The organism is Streptomyces sp. NPDC030820, from assembly GCF_055572075.1.
In genome coordinates, this window is the sequence record NZ_JBVIEB010000016.1 from 119,485 (window position 1) to 141,721 (window position 22,237).

18 protein-coding genes are annotated in these 22,237 nt (G+C 73.0%); 11 read left to right on the forward strand and 7 right to left on the reverse strand.

The window, feature by feature from the left end; genetic code table 11:
* Nucleotides 1-150 precede the first annotated feature (150 nt).
* The 3 genes from ACZ418_RS35275 to dnaK all read left to right on the forward strand — a co-directional run bounded on the left by ACZ418_RS35275 (nucleotide 151) and on the right by dnaK (nucleotide 4,903).
* Nucleotides 151-2,331: an alkaline phosphatase family protein gene (locus tag ACZ418_RS35275; RefSeq protein WP_468371208.1), complete on the forward strand. Its 2,181-nt coding sequence runs from the start codon at nucleotides 151-153 to the stop codon at nucleotides 2,329-2,331.
* A gap of 150 nt (nucleotides 2,332-2,481) precedes the next feature.
* Complete coding sequence (locus ACZ418_RS35280; protein WP_468371210.1) at nucleotides 2,482-2,907, forward strand: OsmC family protein; 426 nt, start codon at nucleotides 2,482-2,484, stop codon at nucleotides 2,905-2,907.
* A 136-nt stretch (nucleotides 2,908-3,043) separates the two neighbouring features.
* Entirely contained in the window at nucleotides 3,044-4,903 is a 1,860-nt protein-coding gene (gene dnaK, locus ACZ418_RS35285) for a molecular chaperone DnaK (RefSeq protein WP_468371212.1), read from the forward strand.
* A gap of 54 nt (nucleotides 4,904-4,957) precedes the next feature.
* Here dnaK and ACZ418_RS35290 read toward each other — a convergent pair whose 3' ends face one another.
* The 3 genes from ACZ418_RS35290 to ACZ418_RS35300 form a co-directional block, all read right to left on the reverse strand.
* Entirely contained in the window at nucleotides 4,958-5,767 is an 810-nt protein-coding gene (locus tag ACZ418_RS35290; RefSeq protein WP_468371213.1) for an SAM-dependent methyltransferase, read from the reverse strand.
* 37 nt (nucleotides 5,768-5,804) lie between these two features.
* On the reverse strand, nucleotides 5,805-6,668 hold the full coding sequence (locus tag ACZ418_RS35295) for a helix-turn-helix domain-containing protein (protein WP_468371214.1): 864 nt from the start codon (nucleotides 6,666-6,668) through the stop codon (nucleotides 5,805-5,807).
* A 95-nt stretch (nucleotides 6,669-6,763) separates the two neighbouring features.
* On the reverse strand, nucleotides 6,764-7,594 hold the full coding sequence (locus ACZ418_RS35300; protein ID WP_468371216.1) for a helix-turn-helix domain-containing protein: 831 nt from the start codon (nucleotides 7,592-7,594) through the stop codon (nucleotides 6,764-6,766).
* A gap of 37 nt (nucleotides 7,595-7,631) precedes the next feature.
* Between ACZ418_RS35300 and ACZ418_RS35305 the strand changes: the two genes are divergently transcribed.
* The 4 genes from ACZ418_RS35305 to ACZ418_RS35320 all read left to right on the forward strand — a co-directional run bounded on the left by ACZ418_RS35305 (nucleotide 7,632) and on the right by ACZ418_RS35320 (nucleotide 10,959).
* Nucleotides 7,632-8,744: an ADP-ribosylglycohydrolase family protein gene (locus tag ACZ418_RS35305; protein WP_468371296.1), complete on the forward strand. Its 1,113-nt coding sequence runs from the start codon at nucleotides 7,632-7,634 to the stop codon at nucleotides 8,742-8,744.
* A 100-nt stretch (nucleotides 8,745-8,844) separates the two neighbouring features.
* Nucleotides 8,845-9,150 carry a 4a-hydroxytetrahydrobiopterin dehydratase gene (locus ACZ418_RS35310; protein ID WP_468371217.1) on the forward strand — a complete coding sequence of 102 codons (306 nt, stop codon included), beginning with the start codon at nucleotides 8,845-8,847 and terminating at the stop codon, nucleotides 9,148-9,150.
* A 5-nt stretch (nucleotides 9,151-9,155) separates the two neighbouring features.
* A complete protein-coding gene (locus ACZ418_RS35315) occupies nucleotides 9,156-9,905 on the forward strand; it encodes a class I SAM-dependent methyltransferase (RefSeq protein ID WP_468371218.1) in 750 nt (249 codons plus the stop codon).
* A 169-nt stretch (nucleotides 9,906-10,074) separates the two neighbouring features.
* A complete protein-coding gene (locus tag ACZ418_RS35320; protein ID WP_468371219.1) occupies nucleotides 10,075-10,959 on the forward strand; it encodes an alkaline phosphatase family protein in 885 nt (294 codons plus the stop codon).
* Nucleotides 10,960-11,181: 222 nt separating this feature from the next.
* Here ACZ418_RS35320 and ACZ418_RS35325 read toward each other — a convergent pair whose 3' ends face one another.
* On the reverse strand, nucleotides 11,182-11,946 hold the full coding sequence (locus ACZ418_RS35325; RefSeq protein ID WP_468371221.1) for a phytanoyl-CoA dioxygenase family protein: 765 nt from the start codon (nucleotides 11,944-11,946) through the stop codon (nucleotides 11,182-11,184).
* Nucleotides 11,947-12,090: 144 nt separating this feature from the next.
* Here ACZ418_RS35325 and ACZ418_RS35330 point away from each other — a divergent pair, with 144 nt between their 5' ends.
* Complete coding sequence (locus tag ACZ418_RS35330; protein ID WP_468371223.1) at nucleotides 12,091-12,984, forward strand: class I SAM-dependent methyltransferase; 894 nt, start codon at nucleotides 12,091-12,093, stop codon at nucleotides 12,982-12,984.
* 188 nt (nucleotides 12,985-13,172) lie between these two features.
* Here the strand turns inward: ACZ418_RS35330 and ACZ418_RS35335 are convergent, their stop codons facing one another.
* A complete protein-coding gene (locus tag ACZ418_RS35335) occupies nucleotides 13,173-14,477 on the reverse strand; it encodes a glycosyltransferase family 39 protein (RefSeq protein WP_468371224.1) in 1,305 nt (434 codons plus the stop codon).
* A gap of 426 nt (nucleotides 14,478-14,903) precedes the next feature.
* Between ACZ418_RS35335 and ACZ418_RS35340 the strand changes: the two genes are divergently transcribed.
* Both ACZ418_RS35340 and ACZ418_RS35345 read left to right on the forward strand, forming a co-directional pair.
* Nucleotides 14,904-18,266, forward strand: coding sequence for an nSTAND1 domain-containing NTPase (locus ACZ418_RS35340; RefSeq protein ID WP_468371226.1), 3,363 nt, complete (start codon nucleotides 14,904-14,906; stop codon nucleotides 18,264-18,266).
* A 59-nt stretch (nucleotides 18,267-18,325) separates the two neighbouring features.
* Entirely contained in the window at nucleotides 18,326-19,027 is a 702-nt protein-coding gene (locus ACZ418_RS35345; RefSeq protein ID WP_468371227.1) for an SDR family oxidoreductase, read from the forward strand.
* Between the two features lie 13 nt (nucleotides 19,028-19,040).
* Here the strand turns inward: ACZ418_RS35345 and ACZ418_RS35350 are convergent, their stop codons facing one another.
* Nucleotides 19,041-19,748, reverse strand: coding sequence for a glycoside hydrolase family 75 protein (locus ACZ418_RS35350; protein ID WP_468371228.1), 708 nt, complete (start codon nucleotides 19,746-19,748; stop codon nucleotides 19,041-19,043).
* A gap of 207 nt (nucleotides 19,749-19,955) precedes the next feature.
* On the opposite strand from ACZ418_RS35350, the gene ACZ418_RS35355 reads away from it, so the two are divergent.
* Entirely contained in the window at nucleotides 19,956-20,567 is a 612-nt protein-coding gene (locus tag ACZ418_RS35355) for a hypothetical protein (protein WP_468371229.1), read from the forward strand.
* Between the two features lie 598 nt (nucleotides 20,568-21,165).
* Here ACZ418_RS35355 and ACZ418_RS35360 read toward each other — a convergent pair.
* Nucleotides 21,166-22,002 carry an aldo/keto reductase gene (locus ACZ418_RS35360; protein WP_468371231.1) on the reverse strand — a complete coding sequence of 279 codons (837 nt, stop codon included), beginning with the start codon at nucleotides 22,000-22,002 and terminating at the stop codon, nucleotides 21,166-21,168.
* Nucleotides 22,003-22,237 lie beyond the last annotated feature (235 nt).

Below are 22,237 nucleotides of genomic sequence, written 5' to 3' on the forward strand. Positions count from 1 at the left end.
ACTTCGCGGGCAGCCTGACGCCTTGTGAAGAGGGCCCCGCAGCTCGCCGATCGGCTCGGGAGTCCGGCCCGTCACGTGCCCGGCAACCCGTGTGACAAGGTGGAGCGGGGCCCTCGCGTCGAGCGGGCCGGGACGTGAGGTGTGCGAGGCGTGCGAGGCGTGCGGTGGCGGCGGGTCGCCAGTCAGATCGGACGGAGCGCCGCCGTATGGGCGGTCTCCACCCTCACCATGCTGGTCCTCGCCGCCCTCCTGCCCGACTTCCGACTCCAGTCCGCCGACGGCGACAGCGCCACCCGCATCGCCGTCACCGCCGCCTGCGGTGCCGGTGCCTTCGGTGTGCTCTCGGCCGTGGTCTGGCCGCTCCTCGTCCGGCTCCTGCTGCTCGTACCCGCCCTCGTGCTCGGCCTGCTGGTCTTCTTCCTCAACGGTTCCCTGCTGCTGCTCGCCCTGCGCGTCAACCCCTCCGGCCGCGGCGAGGCGGCTCCCGAGACCGCCGTCATCGTGGCCGCGGTGATGTCCGCCGTCGCCTCGGCCACCGGCGCGGCCCTCGCCGTCCGCGACGACGAGACCTACCGCCGCCGCCTGCACCGCCTCGCCGCCCGCCGCCGCAGAACCGACCCGCCCTGCCCCACCACCCCCGGCCTGGTGTTCGTCCAGCTCGACGGGGTCGGCCACGACGTCCTCGTCGACGCGGTCCGCAAGGGGCTGATGCCCACGGTCGCACGCTGGCTGGGGACGGGCGACGGTGCACCACCGACCGGCGACGGCATACGGTCGACCGGCGGCGGCCCGCGGCCGACCCACCGCCTCACCCCCTGGCGCACCGACTGGTCCAGCCAGACCGGTGCCAGTCAGCTCGGCATCCTCCACGGCAGCACCTTCGACGTGCCGGCCTTCCGCTGGTACGAGAAGGAGCGCGGGGAGGTGACGGTGTGCAACCGGCCGACGAGCGCCGCCGAGTTGCAGCGCCGCGCCATACTGCACACCGGCGACGGCGGACTGCTCACCGTGGACGGCGCCAGCCGGGGCAACCTCTTCAGCGGCGGCGCCGGTGAACAGGCCCTCGTGCTGTCCATCGCGGCCCGCCGCCGGGGCCGGGAGAACCGTTCCCGCGCCGGCTACTTCGCCTACTTCTCCGACCCCGCCAATGCCGTCCGCACCGCCCTGTCCTTCGTCGCCGAGGTCGCGCGCGAGATCGGCCAGTCCACCCGCGCCCGGATCCGCAAGCAACGTCCCCGGGTGAGCCGCGGCGGGCTCTACCCGCTCGTCCGCGCCTTCGCCACCGTCGTCGAACGGGACGTCGTCGTCGCGGCGGTGATGGGCGACATGCTCGCCGGGCGCACCGCCGTCTACGCCGATCTCGTCGCCTACGACGAGGTCGCCCACCACTCCGGCCCGTGCAGCCGCGACGCCGAGAAGGTCCTGCAGCGCCTCGACCGCTGCCTCGCCCTCCTCCAGCGGGTCGCCGAACACGCTCCCCGCCCGTACCGCGTCGTCGTGCTCTCCGACCACGGGCAGACCCCCGGCGAGACCTTCCGGTCCCGCTACGGACTCACCCTCGGCGACCTGGTACGGGCCGGTTGCGGGCTGCACGTGCCGCGCCGGGCGATGGGGGTCCCCCCACGCGTTCGGCAGCGGGGGAGTACACACAGCGGAGCCGAGGCCCGTGCCGCCGTACGCGCGGCGCTGCGCCGGCCGGTGGAGGAGCGCAGCGAGCAGCTACGCCCCTCCCCCCGCTCCGAACCGATCGTGCTGGCCTCCGGCAATCTCGGCCTGATCTCCTTTCCGGACGTGCCCCACCGCATGACCAAGGAGGAGATCGACGCCCGCCACCCCGCCCTGCTCACCACGCTCGCCAACCACCCCGGCATCGGCTTCCTCCTGGTGCGCAGCGAGGAGCACGACGGCGTGGTGCTGGGTGCCCACGGCGCAGAGATCCCGCTGAGCAAGCTCGACGACCAGCCCGGCCCGCTGGCCCGGTTCGGTCCCGGCGCCGCCGACGCGGTCCGCCGTACCCACTCCTTCCCGCACACCGCCGACATCATGGTGAACTCCGCCCTCGACCCCGCCGACGGCGAGGTCCTCGCCTTCGAGGAGCAGATCGGCTCCCACGGCGGCCTCGGCGGCGCCCAGTCCCACCCGTTCCTGCTCTCGCCGCTCGACCTGTCCGCACCGGTGGACGGCGAGGCGGAACTGACCGGCGCCGAGCAGGTGCACCAGGTGCTGCGCCGCTGGCTGGGCGAGCTGAACGGCCCCCAGGTCCCGCTGACCGACGACAGCGGGGCCGACGACACCGGGACCGACGACACCGAGGACGAGCGGGCCGCCTGAAAACCGGCCGACTCCTTCCCGTTCCCCTCCCGTTCACGGCGCGTGGGCCGGTCTTCGGAGTGCGATGGGCCCGGATGTGATCGGATAGGAGCACGGAAAACCCCCGTAACGGGATCTCACGTCACGGGACCCGACGCGAAAGGAACCATCGTGGCCACCACGCGCACCGCGCACACCGTCTGGGAAGGCAACCTGCTCCAGGGCAACGGCGTCGTCACCTTCGATTCCTCCGGCATCGCCGAGCAGCCGGTCACATGGGCCTCGCGCTCCCAGGACGCGAACGGCAAGACCAGCCCCGAGGAGCTGATCGCCGGTGCTCACTCCAGCTGCTTCTCCATGGCCCTCTCGCACGCCCTGGCCGGTGCCGGCACCCCGCCCACCCGGCTCGACACCAAGGCCGACGTGACCTTCCAGCCCGGTGAGGGCATCACCGGCATCCACCTCACCGTGCGCGGCGAGGTGCCCGGCCTGGACGCGGAGGGCTTCGCCTCGGCCGCCGAGGAGGCCAAGAAGAACTGCCCGGTCAGCCAGGCCCTGGCCGGTACGACCATCACCCTGACGGCCGAGCTGGCCTGAGGCCCGTACGGCCCCGGATGCCGCGTCCCGCCCCAGGGGCGCGGCATCGCCGTGTCCGGGCACCGGCCATTGACAGCGTCGCGGGCACGGCCTGTGCTGGGAGTGCGGCAGGCGCCCGGGCGGAAGGGGACGGACCATGGCACGTGCGGTCGGGATCGATCTCGGGACGACGAACTCGGTGGTGGCCGTCCTGGAGGGCGGCGAGCCCACCGTCGTGAGCAACGCGGAGGGTGCGCGCACCACACCGTCCGTGGTGGCGTTCGCGAAGAACGGAGAGGTGCTGGTCGGCGAGGTCGCCAAACGGCAGGCCGTGACCAATGTGGAGCGCACCGCCCGCTCGGTGAAACGGCACATGGGAGACGCTTCCTGGCGCTTCCCCGAGCAGGGTTCCATCGACGGCGGCCGCCTGCGCGCGCAGGAGCTGTCCGCGCGCGTGCTGCAGAAGCTGAAGCGGGACGCGGAGGCCTACCTCGGCGAGGACGTCACGGACGCGGTGATCACCGTACCGGCGTACTTCGACGACACCCAGCGGCAGGCCACCAAGGAGGCCGGCGAGATCGCGGGCCTGAAGGTGCTCAGGATCATCAACGAGCCGACCGCCGCCGCCCTCGCCTACGGCCTGGACCGGGGCGACGAACAGACGGTCCTGGTGTTCGACCTCGGCGGCGGCACCTTCGACGTGTCCCTGCTGGAGATCGGCGACGGCGTCATCGAGGTGAAGGCCACCAACGGCGACACCCACCTCGGCGGCGACGACTGGGACCAGCGGATCGTCGAGTACCTGGTGAAGCGGTTCAAGGGAAGTTACGGCATCGATCTCGGCGCCGACAAGATGGCGGTGCAGCGGCTGCGCGAGGCCGCCGAGAAGGCCAAGATCGAGCTGTCGTCGTCCTCGGAGACCACGATCAACCTGCCCTACATCACCGCCTCCGCCGAGGGTCCGCTGCACCTGGAGGAGAAACTGACCCGCGCTCAGTTCCAGGAGCTGACCGCCGACCTGCTCGACCGCTGCAAAAACCCATTCCACCAGGCCGTCCAGGACGCCGGGATCCAGCTGTCCGCGGTCGACCACGTCATCCTCGTCGGCGGCTCCACCCGGATGCCCGCCGTCACCGACCTGGTCCGCGACCTCACCGGCAAGGACCCGCACAAGGGCGTCAACCCCGACGAGGTGGTCGCCGTCGGAGCCGCCCTCCAGGCCGGCGTCCTGCGCGGCGACGTCAAGGACGTCCTGCTGCTCGACGTCACCCCGCTGTCCCTCGGCATCGAGACCAAGGGCGGCATCATGACCAAGCTCATCGAACGCAACACCACGATCCCGACGCGCCGTTCGGAGATCTTCACCACCGCCACCGACAACCAGCCCTCGGTCGGCATCCAGGTCTACCAGGGCGAACGCGAGATCGCCGCCTACAACAAGAAGCTCGGCGTCTTCGACCTCACCGGGCTGCCGCCCGCGCCGCGCGGCGTCCCGCAGATCGAGGTGGCCTTCGACATCGACGCCAACGGGATCATGCACGTCTCCGCGAAGGACCTGGCGACGGGCCGCGAGCAGAAGATGACGGTCACCGGCGGTTCGGCGCTCCCCAAGGACGACATCGACCGCATGATGCGGGAGGCCGAACAGTACGCCGAGGAGGACCGCAAACGCCGCGAGGCCGCCGAGACCCGCAACCAGGCCGAGCAACTCGTCTACCAGACCGAGAGGTTCCTGCGCGACAACCACGACCGCATCCCCGCCGACACGCGCGGCGAGGTCGAGACGGCCGCGGCGGAGCTGAAGACCCTCCTGGAACAGAACGCCGACACCACCGCCCTGCGCACCGGCGTGGAGAAACTCGCCACCGTCAGCCAGAAGATGGGCCAGGCGATGTACGCGTCCGCCTCCGCGGGTGGCCAGACCACACAGGAGAACGAGACCCCGGCCGACACGGAGGGCGTGGTCGACGCGGAGATCGTGGACGACGAACCCGGCGGCAAGGACGGAGCCGCCTGACGCCTGCCCGGTGGCCGGGGCGCACGGCGGCACACACCAGCGGAGGCAGGGCGGTCAGCGCTTGACCGCCACCCCCGCGTACACCGGCACGACCCCCTCCGCCTGGGCCGCCACGTCCACCGGCTCCGGGCGCCAGCCGTACACCGGGATCACGCCGGGGCCGAGCAGTTCCAGGCCGTCGAAGAAGCGGGAGAACTCGGGCAGCGTGCGGGGATGGAACGGTGTGCCGCTGCGGCGGAACAGCTCGGCCGCCTTCGCCACCCCCTCGGGGCTCAGGTCCTGCGTGACCTGGGACAGGATCAGGAAGCTGCCCGGGGCGAGCTCGTCGACGTACCGCTTGACCAGGCCGAACACATCGTCCTCCTGGTCACCCAGGTAGTGGGTGAGTGCCACCAGGGACAGCGAGACCGGGCGGCCGAAGTCCAGGGACTCGCCCGCCAGCCGCAGGATGGTGTCCGGGTCACGGACGTCGGCGTGGACGTAGTCCGTGCCGCCCTCGGCGGAGCCGCGCAGCAGGGCCTCCGCGTGCCGCAGCACGATCGGGTCGTTGTCCGCGTACACCACCCTGGACTCCGGGGCCACGCCCTGGGCGACCTGGTGCAGGTTGGGCTCGGTCGGGATACCGGTCCCGATGTCGAGGAACTGCCGTACCCCCGCCTCGGCCGCCGTGCGGACGGCCCGGTGCATGAACCGGCGGTTGGCCCGTGCCCCGCGCACCACCGTGTTGTCCACGGCGAGGATCTTCCGCGCCAGCTCCTCGTCCACCGGGTAGTTGTCCTTGCCGCCCAGCCACCAGTCGTACACCCGGGCGGGGTGCGGACGGCTGGTGTCGACGGGCATGGGCGTGGCATCGCGTGCGGTCATACGGCTGTTCCCCGTTCAGATCGGTCCGGTCGTGGTGTCACAGGGTCTCGCGGAACTCCCGCAGCAGGGCCCGCGTGCGCTGTGCCGAAGCGGCGCGGGCGGTCATGTGGTCCAGCACCTCCAGGTGCGCGGCCACCTCACGGCGGGAGTCCAGGTACAGGGCGCCGGTCAGGTACTCGGTGAACACCATGTCCGGCAGTTCCGGTTCCGCGAACCGGAACAGCGTGAACGGCGCGTACGTCCCCGGGTGCGGGCCGGCCGCGAACTCGGCGAGCTGCAGCGTGACCCGGTCCCGCTCGGCGTACTCCAGCAGCCGGTCCACCTGCTCGCGCATCACCTCGGCGCGCATGCTCACCGGGCGGCGCAGCACCGTCTCGTCCATGATCACCCACAGGTGGGGCGGGTCGTCCCGCTCCAGCAGCCGCTGTCGTTCCATGCGCAGCGACACATGGCGTTCCACGCTCTCGGGCGAGGTCTGCCCGATCGTCCCGGCCTCCAGTACCGCGCGCGCGTAGTGCTCGGTCTGCAGCAGACCGGGTATGAAGTGCGGCTCGTAGGAGCGGATGATCCGGGCGGCGCCCTCCAGGCTGACGTACAGGCTGAACCAGTCCGGGAGCACGTCGTGGAAGCGCTGCCACCAGCCCGGCTGGTTCGCCTCCTCGGCCAGCCGCACGAACGCGGCCGCCTCCTCCTCGGCCACCCCGTAGGTGTCCAGCAGCACCTGCACGTACGGGATCTTCAGCGCGACCTCGGCCATCTCCATCCGCCGTACGGTCGCCGACGCCACCCTGAGGACCTTGGCGGCCTCCTCCCGGCTCAGGCCCGACGCCTCGCGCAGTTCCTGCAACCGTTTACCGAGCACCACCTGGCCCACGGTGGGCGCAGCCCGCCGCTCACTCACGCCACGCCCTCCCCTACGCGCCGAAGTACGCGGGCAGTCTGCCATGTGATCCTCTCTCGTACACGGGTCCGAGGGGAGCCGGGTGGCGGGAGCGGTCAAACGGCCAGCGTCTGCAGGTACTTGGCGGTCGCCGGATCCGCCGGCAGGAACGTCTCGATGGCGAGTTCGGCGACCGTGACGTCCATGGGCGTGTTGAACGTGGAGATCGACGACACGAACGACAGGACCCGGCCGTCGTGTTCGATGAGCAGCGGCAGCGCGAAGTACGGGACGGGCTCGGCCGGTTCGTCACCCGGCGCGTCCTCCGGCACCGGGTAGGCGGCCACCTCCTCGTACAGGGCGCGCAGTTGGTCCGAGCGCTGCAGGGCGATCTGCCGCTCCATCTGCGCCAGCAGATGCCCCCGCCACTCGCGCAGATTGCGGATGCGCGGCGCAAGACCCTCCGGATGCAGGGTCAACCGCATCGAGTTCGGCGGCGACAGCAGTTGCTCCGGCACGCCGTCCAGCAGCATCCCGATGCCCCGGTTCGCGGCCACGACCGTGTAACCGGCGTCGACCACCAGCGCCGGATAGGGCTCGTAGCCCTGGATGAGGCGCCCCATGCCCTCGCGCAGCGCGTCCAGCGCCGGGTCGCCCAGCGGCGTCTCCGGATAGTGCGGGGCGTAACCGGCCGCCAGCAGCAGCGCGTTGCGCTCGCGCACCGGCACGTCGAGATGTTCGGCGAGCCGCAGCACCATCTCCTCGCTCGGCCGGGACCGGCCGGTCTCGATGAAGCTGATGTGCCGGGCCGAGGAGTCGGCGCGCAGCGCCAGTTCCAGCTGGGAGATCCGGCGCCGCTCCCGCCAGGCGCGCAGCAGCGGGCCGACGCCCTTGTCGGCGGTGGGGGCGGTGGTGGACGCGGAGGGACCGGAAGCGACAATGGCCATAGGTCCGACCGTAGTCGAGGAGTTGCTTCAGTTGCGCATGAACGAGCTCTGGTCGAAGCCGTGGCAACGGATCTCGTCCACCCAGGCGTCCCTTCAGGCCGCGGCCGTGTACCGGGCCAGGGTCCGCGGCTGTCTCCTCGGCGGCGCGCTCGGTGACGCCCTCGGCTACCCCGTGGAGTTCTCCTCCCTGGACCGGATCCGCGCCGCCCACGGTGCACGCGGCGTCACCGGTCTCGTCCCCGGTGCGTACGGCGCGATCGGCCTGATCAGCGACGACACCCAGATGACCCTGTTCACCGTCGAGGCCCTGATCCAGGCGCACGCACGGCAGCGCGAGGGCATCGGCGGCGCCTGGCCCCTGCTGCTGCGTCAGGCGTACGAGCGCTGGCTGGAAACGCAGTCGAAGCCCGGCCCCGAGCAGCCGGCACCGCAGCCCGGCGCACCGGCCGGCGGCCTGGTCACCGAGGCCTGGCTGTACGCGCGCCGCGCCCCCGGCAACGCCTGCCTGTCCGGCGTGGCCCAGATGTACGCGCCCGACCCCGCGCTCCCGCTGGACGGCACACCGGGCGAGGTCAACCCCGACTCCAAGGGCTGCGGCACGGTCATGCGCTCGGCCCCCTTCGGCCTGGTCGGCCCCGCCGAGGAGGCCTTCGCCATGGCCGCGCGCGGCGCCCAGATCACCCACGGCCACCCCACCGGCTACTACGCGGCCGGTGCGCTCGCCGCGATCGTGGCGCATCTGGTCGCCGGGGAGTCCCTGGAGGCTGCCGTACTGCGCACGCTGCGGTTGCTGGAGCGGCACCCCGGCCACACGGAGACCACGGCCGCGCTGCGCGCCGCGCTGGACCTCGCGGCCGACGGGACGCCGACGGCCGAGAAGGTGGAGTCCCTCGGCGCGGGCTGGGTCGCCGAGGAGGCCCTCGCCATCGGCGTCTACTGCGCGCTCGCCGAGCCCCGCCCCGAGGAGTCGCTGCCGCTGGCCGTCAACCACTCGGGCGACAGCGACTCCACCGGCTCCATCTGCGGCAACCTCCTCGGCGCGCTGCACGGCGACACGGGCCTGCCGCACGACTGGGTGGCGCGGGTGGAGGGCCGGGCCCGGATCGCCGCACTCGCGGACGACCTGGCGGCGGAGTGCGCACGGGGCTGACCCGGCGGCGTGCGGCGGATTACGCGAGGGGCTGACGTGGCAGGCTGATGGCGTACACCCGTACCCCGTCTTCCCGTCGCGTCGAAGGGAGCCGAAGGCCATGGCCGTCGAACCGCTGTCGCAGAAGGAGATCGAGGACCGGCTCGCCGAACTGCCCGGCTGGTCGGTGGACGAGGGCCGGCTCACCCGCTCCTACCGGCTCGGCTCCCACGTCGCGGCCGCCGCGCTGGTCATGCACGTCGCCGCCGTCCAGGACGAGCTGGACCACCACTCCGACCTCACCCTCGGCTACAACACCGTCGCCCTCGCCGTCCACACACACAGTGCGGGGGGCGCCCTCACCGAGAAGGATTTCGCGCTCGCCCGCAAGGTGGAGGACATCGCCCCAGGTCACGGCGCACACTGAGCGGCGTGCTCGATTACGACAAAGAAGCCGATGTCTACGACGCGTCCCGAGGTGGCGAGGCCCGCGCCGCGGCGGCCACGCGGGCCGTCCTCGACCTGATACCCGACACCCCGGGCCGTCTCCTCGACATCGCCTGCGGCACCGGCATCGTCACCCGCAGGCTCGCCGCCGACCGGCCCGGACTGCGGGTGACCGGCACGGACCTCACACCGGCCATGGTCCGCATGGCGGGCGCCCGACTGCCCGGCGCCGTCGTCCGCGCCGACAGCCGCCGGCTGCCCTTCCCCGCCGGCACCTTCGACGCGGTCACCAGCATCTGGCTGCTGCACCTCCTGGACGACCCCGGCGACGTCCGCGCCGTCGTCGCCGAGTGCGCCCGTGTGCTGCGCCCCGGCGGGGTGTACGTCACCACCGTCGACAAGGCCGACGCGCACGACGTCGGCAGCGACATCGACGCCGTCCTCGCCTCCCGCCCGCGCCGCGCCGCCCAGGACGCCGCCGACAAGGTCACCGCGCACGCCGTCCGGCACGGGCTGGAGCCGGCCGGCCGCACCACGTTCACGGGCGTCGGACAGGGCCGCAGCCCGCGCACCACCATCGCCGACCTGCGCCGCGGCTGGTTCACCCAGCTGCCACCGGGCGATCCGCGCACCGAGGAGTTCGCCGTACGCCTGGCCCGCCTCCCCGACCAGGACCGCCGCCGCCCGGACCCCGTCTTCCGGGTGCGGGCCTTCACCAAGCCCACGGACGGCTGAGGACGCGGCAACTCCGAGCGGTTCACGACTGTTTGACGGCCCTTCACTTCAGTGGACCTGAAGACCTCGCGGGCGGCCCCCTACTCTCCTAGCTGCCCGAGCAAAGACGACCGCCTGAGCAGTAGACAACCCCCCGCGCTGTCCTGACCGCTCCCACAGGAGGTCCACCATGTCCTTGCTGTCCCGCATCAAGCGCTCGCGCCGGGCGCTCCCCCTCGTCACCGCTCTCCCCGCCGCCCTGTTCGGTGTCTGGGCCGCCGCCCCGGCCGCCCAGGCCGCCACTCTGCCCACCCCCGATCACGTGGTCGTCGTGGTCTTCGAGAACCACTCCTACGAGCAGGTCATCGGCAGCTCCAGCGCCCCGTACCTGAACAACACGCTTGTGTCCGGCGGCGGTAACCTCACCAACTCGTTCGCCATCACCCACCCCAGCCAGCCGAACTACCTGGACCTGTTCTCCGGGAACAACCAGGGCATCACCAACGACAACTGCTACACCCCGCAGTTCAGCAGCGCCGCGAACCTCGGCTCCGAGCTCATCGCGGCCGGCAAGACGTGGGGCAGCTACAACGAGGGCCTGCCCTCCGAGGGCTCCACGGTGTGCACCAACTCCGCCACGAAGTACGCCCGCAAGCACAACCCGTGGTTCGCCTTCAGCAACGTCCCGCTGAACACGGCGCACACCTTCACGCAGTTCCCGACGGACTACACGACCCTGCCCAAGGAGTCGTTCGTCGTGCCGAACCTGTGCAACGACATGCACGACTGCTCCATCAGCACAGGTGACACCTGGCTGAAGAACAACCTCAGCGCCTATGCCACCTGGGCCAAGACGCACAACAGCATCCTCGCCGTCACCTTCGACGAGGACGACAGCTCGCACAGCAACCACATCGCCACCGTGTTCTACGGTGCGCACGTCGCGCCGGGCAGCTCCACCTCGACGCGCTACAACCACTACGACACGCTGCGCACCCTCGAGGACCTGGCCGGGCTGACCACCCACGCCGGAGCCGCGGCCAACGCCTCCGACATCAGCGGCATCTGGAACTGACCTCGTCAGGACCGCCGCCTCCCAGGCGGCGGTCCGTCCAAGTCCTCAGCGGGGGCTGCGACCCGACGTACGGCGGCAACGCCCGCAACGTCAACAACCCGACCGGCGCCCCGCCGGACGCGCCGCCGGCCGGACACTCGTTCTCCGCCCAGTTCCAGCAGCTGATGCAGAACACGTATCCGCCGCTGTCCTGACCCGGTGACCTCCGCCGGGGTCCGGGTCCTACCGGACCAGACCCCGGCGGATCGCGCGCTCCACCGGCGAGTACCCGCCGCCCGGCCGCTCCAGCTCCAACGGCACCGCCGGATACAGCGGCGGCTGCGCCATGAAACGCGGCCGGGTGCCGTGGTGCGGCTGGGCCGCGTGCACCAGGAACGGATGGCAGAGGTAGACGTCACCGGGGCGGCCGGTGGCATGGGCGAGCGGGCGGTGCGCCGTGGCCCGGTCCAGGCGGGGGCCGAGCTCCAGGATGGACGCCCCCGCCTCGCCGTACGGCTGCAGCAGCGGCGGCACGTCCAGGTGCGAGCCGACCCGGATCCGCGTCGGGGCGTCGGCTTCGGTGACCTCGCTGAACAGGAACAGCATCAGCAGCGCGCGGTCCCGCGAGCGCAGGTTGGCGAAGTGCCAGCTCTCGCCGTCCGGCAGGTAGCTGCCTTCGATGTGCCAGCCGGCGTCGTCCGGCTCCTCGGTGTGCGGGAAGCGGAGCGGGAACGCGCCCAGCGAATGGCGCGGCACCCATCGGCCCTCACCGACCAGCAGATCTAACGCCTCGAGCAGCACAGGGGAGTTGACCGCCGCGTCGAACGGCTCCTGGGCCATGTCCCCGACCCACACCACGGGATCCTTCCAGGTGCCGGGATCGTCCGGGTCGTAACCGGTCTCCCGCCACAGCAGCCGGGCGCAGTCCCCGGCGACAGGGGCCGGGACCGCGCCGTCGATCTTCAAGAAGCCGTCGTCGAGGAAGCGCTGCACCAGTTCGTCGTCCACGGATCCCCATGGTGGCCCCGAGCCCGCTCGGGCGCACCCGGTTTTTTGCCGCACCGGCACCCTTTTTGCGGCACCGGCAACGAAACTGGCATCTCCTCGTGTGCCGTCGCACTCTGACCGCATCCGAGCGAGAGGCTGAGCGACATGGCACACGACCACCGGGCCCACCACCACGGGCACCCCGCACAGCACGGCGGCGACGTCGACTGGGCCGCGATGGCGGCGCTGCTGGAGGCGGAGGCCGAGGTGTCCGCCCCCGCGTACGCGCGCGCCCTGGCCTGGCTGGGCAAGGAGGTGACCGAGCCCGGACTGATCGTGGACGCGGGCAGCGGGCCCGGAGTGATCGCCTGCCTGATGGCGGAGACGTTCCCCGGCGCGCGGGTGGTCGCCGCCGACGCCTCCGAACCGCTTCTGGAGCGCGCCCGGGACCGGGCCGCCCGCCTGGGCTTCGCCGACCGCTTCGACACCCTGGCAGGCGAACTGCCGGAATCCCTGGCCGGGTTGGACTATCCGGCGGACCTGCTGTGGGCCAGCCGCAGCCTGCACCACCTCGGCGACCAGAGGGCCGCGCTCGCCGCGTTCGGCGCGCGGCTCGCCCCCGGCGGCACCCTGGCCATCCTGGAGGGCGGTCTGCACGCCCGCTATCTGCCCCGCGAGATCGGCTTCGGCCGCCCCGGACTGCAGGCCCGCATCGACGCGGCCCAGGAGGACCGCTTCGCGCGGATGCGCGCCGAGCTGCCCGGCGCGGTCGCCGAGACCGAGGACTGGCCCGCCCTGCTGGCCGCGGCCGGCCTGAAGCACACGGGCACCCGCAGCTTCCTGCTCGACATCCCCGCCCCGGTACCGGACCGGGTCCGTGCCTTCGTCGTCGGCGTGCTGACCCGCACCCGGGACATCCACGCCGACGTCCTGGACACCGAGGACCGGGCCACCCTGGACCGCCTCCTCGACCCCGCCGATCCCGGCAGCCTCCACCGACGCCCCGACGTCTTCGTACTGGCGGCCCACACGGTGCACCGGGCGGTACGACCGGTGTGACCGGACGCGGCCCGGCGTGCCTCCGGGGGGCGGGTGCGGTACCGAGCACGACCACGCCCCTGGCGCCGCATGCCCGCTCGGCCGCGCGATCCGGCACCGCCTTGCCTGTGCAGCTCGGCACCGTCCCGTTCGTGCAGCTCGGCAAATCGCCCCGCCCGCGCGGCTCGGCAGCGGCCTGCCCGCGCAACTCAGCACCACCCCGCCCGTGCGAACACGCTCACCCGTGCACCCCGCACCGCCCACGTCCCGCACTCCTCGAAGTGCTCGGCGAGCACCCGGCGCTTGACCGCCTCGCGCGGGTCCGGGTCCGCCGGCTGTCCCACCGGGTCGCGCAGCACGACCACCCGGCGGGCGGTGAGCAGGCGGGCCCGTATGACGGACGGGGCCGCCTCCTCGCCGTAGAGGGTCGCGGAGGCCGCCGGGGCGCGCACCAGAGCGAGGTCGCGCAGCCCACGCACGGAGTCCGGTGCGACGAACGACCACACCCGGCGCCGGCCCGGCAGATACAGCACCCCGTCGGCGCCCTCCCGCGCCGTGCCCACGGCCTCGGCCACGGCGCTGACGTCGTCGAGCCGGCTCGACGGGGTGCGCAGATCAAGGGTGACGGGGAGCAGCGCGGTCACCGCGGCCCCGGCGGCCAGGACCGCTCCGGCCCGGACACCGCCCCCGCCCCGCGCCAGCCGGTCCAGAGCGGCGCCGGTCAGCAGGGCGAGCCCGGCCTGGCCGTACAGCACATACCGGTCGACGTACAGCGGCTCGGCCAGGGACACCAGCATCAGCAGCAGTCCCGGCAGCACGAGCAGTGGCAGCGCCAGCTGGACCAGGCCCACGCCCTCGGGCCGCCGTCCGCGGGGCAGCAACGCGGCACAGGCCAGCCCGACGAGCGTGACCGCGGCGAAGCCGAGCAGCGCCCCGGCGCCTGGGCCGCCGATCCAGGCGACCTGTTCGGACTGCCGCATACTGCATACGGCCAGCGGTGCGACGCCCGACACCACCGCGCTCGCCGCTTGCGCCCAGGCGCGCCGGACCGCTGCCGGCACCGCCACCGCGTGCGCGGCCAGCGCCAGCACCGCGAACTCGTGCAGCAGACAGGCGGCGAGCAGAACGGCGGCGTAACCGGCCCAGGCCCCCCGGGTCCGCACCCGCACGGCCCGTACCAGCAGGGCTGACGCCCCGACCACCAGCATGCACACGACCGCGTACGACCTGCCTTCCTGCGCATACCGCTGCACCGGCGGCAGCACCGCGAACGCCACCCCGGCCAGCAGCCCCGCCCGGGGCCCCGCCAGACGCTGCCCGAGCAGCGCGAGCAGCCCGGCCGTCACCGCCGTCGCCAGCACCGACGGCAGTCGCAGCACGAGCAGCGGGTCCGCTCCGGCGGCGGTACGGAACAGGACGTGCATCAGCAGGTAGTACAGGCCGTGCACGGCGTCCGCGTGTACCAGCGTCCGGCCCAGCTGCGGCAGCGAGCGCTGCGCCATGTCGTATGTCACGGCCTCGTCCCGCCACAGGCTGCCGCCTCGCCGGATCCCCCACAGACCGAGGGCGAGCGAGAGGACGGCCGGGAGGATCGCGGGCGTGCGGATGGCGGGGCGCGCGGCGACTCGTGGGGTGGGCGGGAGTGTGGTCCTCGGGGCGTCGGTGGTGGCGATGGCGGACTCCGGTGCGCGGGAAGGGGACCGGCCCCCGGTCGGGAGGGCCGCACCGGCCAGTCCAGGCGCCGGACCATTGATGGGCAGCCCCCGCGCGGCTCACCCATCAATCTCCCGGCCCCCCGGCCGACCGCAGCGCACGGCCCCGACGAGAGACCCGACACCGTGCCCGCTCCCTCGGCGTCCTCCGCCCGGCGCACCTCAACCAAGGCCCGGGCGGCGGGCGTTGTTAGCGTGGAGCGGGTCGCTGTCGACGGGGAGAGGTGCATGGGGCGTCGGGAGAAGCCGCTGGATCCGGGGGCGGGAGCCGTGCAGCGGTTCGCGTACGAGCTGCGCAAGCTGCGGGACGAGGCGGGCTCCCCCACCTATCGGGCTATGGCGGCGCGGGCCGGTTACTCGGGTCCCACCCTGTCCGCCGCGGCGGCCGGGGAGCGACTGCCGACCCTGCCGGTGCTGCGCGCGTACGTCGCCGCGTGCGGCGGCGAGTCGGCCGAGTGGGAGCGGCGCTGGCGGCAGGCCGCCGCCGAGGCCGCCGCCATCCCCGCCGGGGGCGACACCACCGGCCCGTATCCGGGACTGGCCCGGTTCGACACCGGTGACCGGGAGCACTTCCACGGCCGCGACGACCTGATCGCCGAACTCGCCGACCGCACCCGCCGGCACCGCGTCTGCGCGGTCGTCGGTGCCTCCGGCAGCGGCAAGTCCTCGCTGCTGCGGGCCGGACTGATCCCCGCCCTGCGCGAGAGCGCCGACCCCGGCGGGCGCCCCGCAGCGATCCGCGTGCTCACTCCCGGCCCCCGCCCCGCCCGCACCCACGAGGCCCTGTTCACCGCGCACGACGGTGCCGGCGACACCCTCCTCGTCGTGGACCAGTTCGAGGAGGTCTTCGCACTCGGCGCGGACCCGGCCGAACGCGAGCTGTTCCAACGCCGGTTGCTCACCGCGCTCGACCCGGCGTCCCGCCTGCGCGTGGTCCTGGCTGTGCGTGCCGACTTCTACGGCCGCTGTGCCGAGCACCCCGAACTGGCCCGCGCGCTGCGTGACTCCACGGTCCTGCTCGGTCCGATGTCCCCCCAGGCGCTACGGGAGGCGATCGTCCGGCCCGCCGCCGCCCACCGGCTCGTTGTCGAACGCACCCTGACCGCGCGGATCGTGGCCGATGTGACCGGCGAGCCCGGCGGGCTGCCGCTGATGGCCCACGCGCTGCGCGAGGTCTGGCGCCGCCGCACCGCCAAGACCCTCACCCTCGCCGCGTACGAGGCCGTCGGCGGGATCCGGGGCGCGGTCTCCCACACCGCCGAGGAGGCCTACGCCCGCTGCACCCCCGCCGAGGCCGCCGCGGTCCGCGCCCTGCTGCTGCGGCTGGTCAGCCCCGGCGACGGCACCGAGGACACCCGTCGCCCGGTCGACCGCGCCGAACTCGACGCCGACGACACCACCGCCCGCGTCCTCGAACGACTCGTCCGGGCCCGCCTGTTGACCGTCGACGGCAGCACCGTCGACCTCGCCCACGAGGCGCTGCTGCACGCCTGGCCCCGGCTGCGCGGGTGGATCGACGCCGACCGCGAAGGCCTGCGCGCCCACCGGCGGCTGACCGAAGCCGCCTCTGCCTGGGCGGAGTTGGGGCGGGACTCGGGAGCGCTGTACCGGGGCGCGCGGCTCACCGAGGCCCGGGAGCTCTTCCAGACAGCACGGGAGTTGAACCGGCTCGAACGCGACTTCCTCACGGCGAGCATCGAGGCCGACGAACGCGGCCGGCGCGCCGCCGCCCTCATCGCGCGCCGCCTGCGCGGCCTGACCGCCGCCCTGGCCGTGCTGCTCTGTCTCGCGCTCGCCGCCGGTGCGGCCGCCTGGCGGCAGGGCGGGGTCAGCGCCCGGCAGCGCGACGAGGCCGAGGCCCGCAGGGTGGCCGCACTCGCCGCCACTCTGCGCCCCTCGGACCCGCGCACCGCGATGCGCCTCGCGCTCGCCGCATGGCGCACGGCAGACCTGCCGGAGACCCGCCAGGCGCTGCGGACCGCTGCCGCGCAGAGCGAGCAGGACGTGTTCACCGCGCCGGAGGAGGGCGGCCGGGCCCTGAACGCGCCGTCCTCGCTCAGCACCGACGGGCGGATCCTGACGACGGTGGTGCGTGACACCGCGGTGCAGTGGGACGTGACGACCCATCGGCGGCTGCGTTCCGTACGCCGGGCGGGGCTGTCGGAAGGATTCACCGCCGTGAGCGCGGACGGCGGCTTCCTCGCCTACGCGGATCATCGCCGCGGGGGCCTGCGCGTCCTCGGGTTGACGGACGGCAGCACGCGCCGGCTGCCGACCGGCCCGTGGCAGGACACCGAAGCGGCCTTCGGGCCGAGCGGACACACCCTGTTCGTGCGGCGACACGCCGGCGGTCATACGGTGTTCGAGGTGTGGGACGTTCGTCGGGCGGGGCTCCGGGCCCGTCTCGAACGGGGCGAGGAGGCCGGCCCGCTGCCCGTGCTCGGCGGTGACGACCGGTACGCCGCCTGGTGCGGCGACGACCAGCGACGACTCCGGATCTGGGACATCGCCCGGGATCGGCTCCTGCGGATCCGGCCGTCGCCCGGCACCGAACGACTGCTGTGCCGGGCCGACGACCACCTCACTTTCACGCCCGACGGCAGGGCCGTCGCCGCCCCCACCACCGCCGGCGTAGTGACTTGGGACGTCCGCGCCCACCGGGAACGCCCCCGGCTGCCGGTCGCGGTCGGTGCGTACGACGTCACCTTCGACGGCCCCTACGTCCTCACCTGGAGCGCCGGCGCGCTGTCCCTGTGGCGTGCGGACCTTCCGGCCCCCGCCGACGGCGGCCGCCGCGAACCCCTGTTCACCCTCCCCGTCGAGAGCAACGCGGTCACCGGGGTGCGCCTCGACACGGCGGCCGGGGTGCTGCGCTACACGGAACAGGGCCGCACCGCCGGCGTGCACACCCTCTCCGTGCAGGGTCTGACCGACGGGGTCTGGCGGGCCAGGGCGGCGACCCGGGCCGCCTTCGACCTGCGCGGCCGGCCCGTCCGCCCCCGCGAGGCGACCGTGCTCGGCGAGCGGGCGGCCGCGGTCGACTCCACGGGCCGGCGCGCCCTCACCGTCGAGGGCCTGCTCGTCGACCTCCGCACGGGCCGGCGGCGCTCGGCCGTCACCGGCGAGGACCTGCTCACCGCCGGCGCCTTCAGCCCGGACGGCCGGCGTCTCGCCGCCGCCGACCACCAGGGCCGCATCACCCTGTGGGACCTGCGGACCCACGCCCGGATCGCCGTACTGCGTGTCACGGGCAGCACCCTGTACCGGCCGGCCCTGGCCTTCTCCCCGGACGGCGCACTGCTGGCGGCCGGCGCCCCGGACGGGTCCGTCCTGGTGTGGGAGACCGCGCAGCCCCGCCTCGCACCGGCGACGATCCCGGCCGGGGACGGCCCCGTACTCGCCGTCGGATTCGGCTCCGAGGGAGGCGAGTTGCGCCTCGCGACGGGCCATCTGCCGGTCCGGGTACGGCCGTTGGCGCCGAAGTCGGCAGCTGACGCCATCTGCTCCCGCGCGCACGGCGGTGTCGGTCCCGCCGCCTGGCACCGCTACCTGCCGTCGGTGCCGTACCGCCGTACCTGCGACGGCACTTGACTTCGAGAGTTCTCCAAGTGATGGACTCCCGGTCTCACCGACACACAGGGGGACCGCACGTGAACGACACTCCGGTCGCACTCGTCACCGGCGGCGCCACCGGCATCGGCGCCGCCGTCGCCCGGCAGTTGCTGGCCGCCGGCCACCGGGTCACCGTCACCGGCCGTACGGAGTCCCGGCTGCGGGACTTCGCCGACGGGCTCGGCAATCCCGAGGAGCTGCTGACCGTCGCCGGTGACGCGGCGGCGTTCGACGACATACAGGATGCTGTCGACCGTACGCTCAAGGCATACGGTCGACTGGACACCGTGGTCGCCAACGCCGGCTTCGCCACCCACGACACCGTCGCCGAGGGCGACCCGGCCGGCTGGACCGAGATGGTGCTCACCAACGTCCTCGGTCCGGCCCTGCTCATCCGGGCCTCCGTCGAGGCGCTCAAGGAGTCGCGCGGCAGGATCGTCCTCGTCGGCAGCGTCGCCGGGTTCGTGCACGGCCCGGGCAACCTCTACGGGGCCACCAAGTGGGCGGTCACCGGGCTCGCCGAGAACACCCGGCGTCAGGTCACTGAGTTCGGGATCGGAGTGACGCTGGTCGCCCCCGGCCGGGTGGAGACCCCGTTCTGGGACGGCCTCGGCAGCCTGCCGCCGGGACACCTGCTGACCGCCGACCAGATCGCCGACTCGGTGGTCTGGGCGATCCGGCAGCCCGCCGGGGTCGATGTCAACACCGTGGTCGTACGCCCGCTGGGCCAGCCCAACTGACGCACAGCAATGGTCAGTTGTTCGCGATGAACTGCTTGGCCAGCTGGTCCCCGAGAGAGACCGCGGCGCTGTGGCTCTCGATGGGAGAAGCCTTGGAGTTCTTGAACAGGATGTAGGTCACGCCCGAGTCGGCGCCGCCGGTCTTCGGGTCGGGATCGATACCGAGCGCCTTGGCGGTGGCGTACGACGCCTCGCCGATGATCTTCGTGGGGCCGGTGTCGCCGACGACGGCGTACTCGACCTTGTTGTTGTAGATGACCGCGACCACACCGCCGCCCTTGATCCCGGCGCCGGCGTAGTTCCAGATGCTGCTGGAGCTCGGCACCACCACGTACGGGAGCGACTCCGCCTTCAGCGGCTTGCCGTCGGACTGGTGGAAGGCGGTGTCGTCCTGGTACCAGGGGTCGCGGTTCTCGTTGCAGTTGGTGGTGCGCTGGCCGTCGCAGTCGATGTCCATGTCGGCCTTCCAGAAGACCGCGCCGTTCTTGCCGCACACGGGGACCGTGGCCGACGTCTCGTCGTCGGTCTTGTACTTGCCGTGCGATATCTGCGAACAGGACTTCACCTTGGCGAGCAGGTCTGCCGCACTGACCGAGCCCTCCTGGGCGGAGGCAGGAGCGGTCCGCGTGGCCGAGCCGGCGGACGCGTGCGCGGGCAGCACTCCGGCGGCGAGCAGGGCGGCTCCGGAGGCCGCGGCAAGGGTCAGGGTTCGAAGGCGCATGCGAGGGCCCTTCTGTTAGGAAAGTTTCCTTACCAGCGTCGTACACCGTGAACCCGTGAGCATGTCCTCGTCAAGCCTCCAGTTGCGAGCTCCCGAAAGCTGTGCGTATTGCGGTGATTTGAGACCGTGGCAAAACTGAAGGAGGCGACTTTTTCGGATATGTCTGCCGCGTCGGTCGGCAGGTCGCCGCTCCGGGAGGCGAGGCGCATGTTCGTACGCACGGTGTACGCGACCGGCGATCCGGCGCAGCTGGGCACGGCCGTGGGGGCCCTGAACACGCGGGGGCACGACCTGCTGGAGGAGCGGCCCGGCTATCGGGGCGCGGGTGTCTTCGTCGACCGTGACCTCGGCAAACTGCTCACGGTCAGTTGGTGGGAGTCCGCGGAGGCGCGCCGCAACAGCGACGAGGTGATGAGCGCCCGGCGCCCGGAGCTGCTGCAGCCCTTCGCCGGGACCATCGCGGTGGAGAACTACGAGGCCGTCGTCTTCCACCGCGCGCACCGGCCCGTGACCGGCGGCGGGCTACGGGTCACCCGGCTCGAGTTCGACCCGGCGGACGCGGACCTCGCCGCCGACACCTTCCATGCCGGCGCGCTGCCCCGGCTGGAGGTCCTGCCCGGATTCGCCGGCGCGGCGCTCTTCCTGGACCGCGAACGCGGCCGCGGCATGGCCGGTGTCCTCTTCGCCGACCGCTCGCTGCTCGCCCTGTCCCGGTCCGGACAGGCGGCGATCCGGCGCGAGAGTGCGGCCAAGGCGCACGTGTCGGTGGTCGCCCTGGAGGAGTTCGAGGTCCTGCACGCGGACGTGCGGGGTGACTGAGCCCGTCGACGCGTGGGGCGACTGAGCCGTCGACGTGCGGGGTGACTGAGGCCGCCGACGCGTGGGGCGACTGAGCCATCGACGTGCGGGGTGGCTGAGGCTGCCGACGCGCGGGCGCGCGGCCGGCCGAGCGCCGGGGTGGGCGCGGGTACCGGCGCCGGGTGGCGCGGGCGCATGATCCGGCATGGGGCCCGAGAGCCGGGGCGGGCGCGGTCGGGCCTGTGCGGGGCCGCAGTCCGGACCGGCGTGGGCGCGGGTACCGGCGCCGGGTGGCGCGGGCGCATGCCCTGGTATCGGGCGCGCGCAGCCGTACGGTTCGAGGCAGCGCAGGTCAGGCGCATGGGGGGCCGGGTGGCGCGGGTGTATGACCCGGCATGGGGTGCGACCCGAATGGGCCGAGGCGCCGCAGGTCAGGCACCGGGGGCGCCGGGCGGCGCCCCCGGACCGCACACGGCCGCCCGCCCCGCCGCGCGGCCGGGACGCGCGGCCGGGACGCGCGGCCGTTCGGTGCGCGGTGGGTGCCGGAACCTGCCCAAGGCGACGGGTTCGGCCCATGCCCTGGGCGATGGAGGCCGGCCCGCACCGAAAGTGATGTCTGTCAGCCCATGTCGAAGGTGGCCGGGTCAGGGCCCAGGCGCCGGTCCTCGTTGAGCGCGCGGATCGCCGCGAGGTCCTCGTCGTCCAGGCTGAAGCCGAAGACCTCGATGTTCTCCTTGATCCGGGACGGCGTCACGGACTTCGGGATCGCGATGTTCCCGAGCTGGATGTGCCAGCGCAGCACCACCTGGGCCGGGGTGCGGCCGTGCTTCTGCGCGATGGCGACGATCGCCGGCACCTCCAGCAGGCCCTTGCCCTGACCGAGCGGCGACCATGCCTCGGTCGCGATGCCCTGCTCGGCGTGGAACTCGCGGGCGGCGTGCTGCTGCAGATGCGGGTGCAGCTCGATCTGGTTGACCGCCGGGATGACGGAGGTCTCCGCGATCAGCCGCTCAAGGTGCTCGGGAAGAAAGTTGGACACGCCGATGGCGCGGACCCGCTTGTCGGCCAGCAGCTTCTCGAACGCCTTGTAGCTGTCGGTGAACGTGCCGCGGGCCGGCAGCGGCCAGTGGATCAGGTACAGGTCGAGGTAGTCGAGCCCCAGCTTCTGCAGCGACGCGTCGAAGGCGCGCAGCGTGGCGTCGTACCCCTGGTCGCTGTTCCAGAGCTTGGTGGTGACGAAGATGTCCTCGCGGGGCAGGCCGGAGGCGGCGATCGCCTTGCCGGTGCCCGCTTCGTTGCCGTAGATGGCCGCGGTGTCGATGCTGCGGTACCCGGCCTCCAGCGCCGTGGCGACGGCCCGCTCGGCCTCGTCGTCCGGCACCTGCCACACGCCGTAGCCCAGCTGGGGCATCTCGACGCCGTTGTTGAGGATGATCGGGGGGACCTGGCTGCTCACGGGCCTCGTAATCCTTAGGTTGTCGACGGGCTGTACTCCCATGGTCAACGATCACGCGGCGCGGCGCATTCCTCACGGCGCGATCGCCTCTACTGACCGGTCAGTCAGCCCTTGGGGCAGGGATTGGCCGGAAACGCATCCGACGTTTTCGGTCCGGACCATTGACCGGAGCCTCTCGTCCCGCGACTCTGTATCGCGCCACCGGACGTGTCGCTGAACCCGGTGCATGCATGTG

Bases quoted from the DNA above. Each gene is read 5' to 3' on its own strand.
- dnaK (WP_468371212.1), top strand. From the start codon at position 3,044: ATGGCACGTGCGGTCGGGATCGATCTCGGGACGACGAACTCGGTGGTG.
- ACZ418_RS35290 (WP_468371213.1), bottom strand. From the start codon at position 5,767: ATGACCGCACGCGATGCCACGCCCATGCCCGTCGACACCAGCCGTCCG.
- ACZ418_RS35300 (WP_468371216.1), bottom strand. From the start codon at position 7,594: ATGGCCATTGTCGCTTCCGGTCCCTCCGCGTCCACCACCGCCCCCACC.
- ACZ418_RS35305 (WP_468371296.1), top strand. From the start codon at position 7,632: ATGAACGAGCTCTGGTCGAAGCCGTGGCAACGGATCTCGTCCACCCAG.
- ACZ418_RS35310 (WP_468371217.1), top strand. From the start codon at position 8,845: ATGGCCGTCGAACCGCTGTCGCAGAAGGAGATCGAGGACCGGCTCGCC.
- ACZ418_RS35320 (WP_468371219.1), top strand. From the start codon at position 10,075: ATGTCCTTGCTGTCCCGCATCAAGCGCTCGCGCCGGGCGCTCCCCCTC.
- ACZ418_RS35330 (WP_468371223.1), top strand. From the start codon at position 12,091: ATGGCACACGACCACCGGGCCCACCACCACGGGCACCCCGCACAGCAC.
- ACZ418_RS35340 (WP_468371226.1), top strand. From the start codon at position 14,904: ATGGGGCGTCGGGAGAAGCCGCTGGATCCGGGGGCGGGAGCCGTGCAG.
- ACZ418_RS35350 (WP_468371228.1), bottom strand. From the start codon at position 19,748: ATGCGCCTTCGAACCCTGACCCTTGCCGCGGCCTCCGGAGCCGCCCTG.
- ACZ418_RS35355 (WP_468371229.1), top strand. From the start codon at position 19,956: ATGTTCGTACGCACGGTGTACGCGACCGGCGATCCGGCGCAGCTGGGC.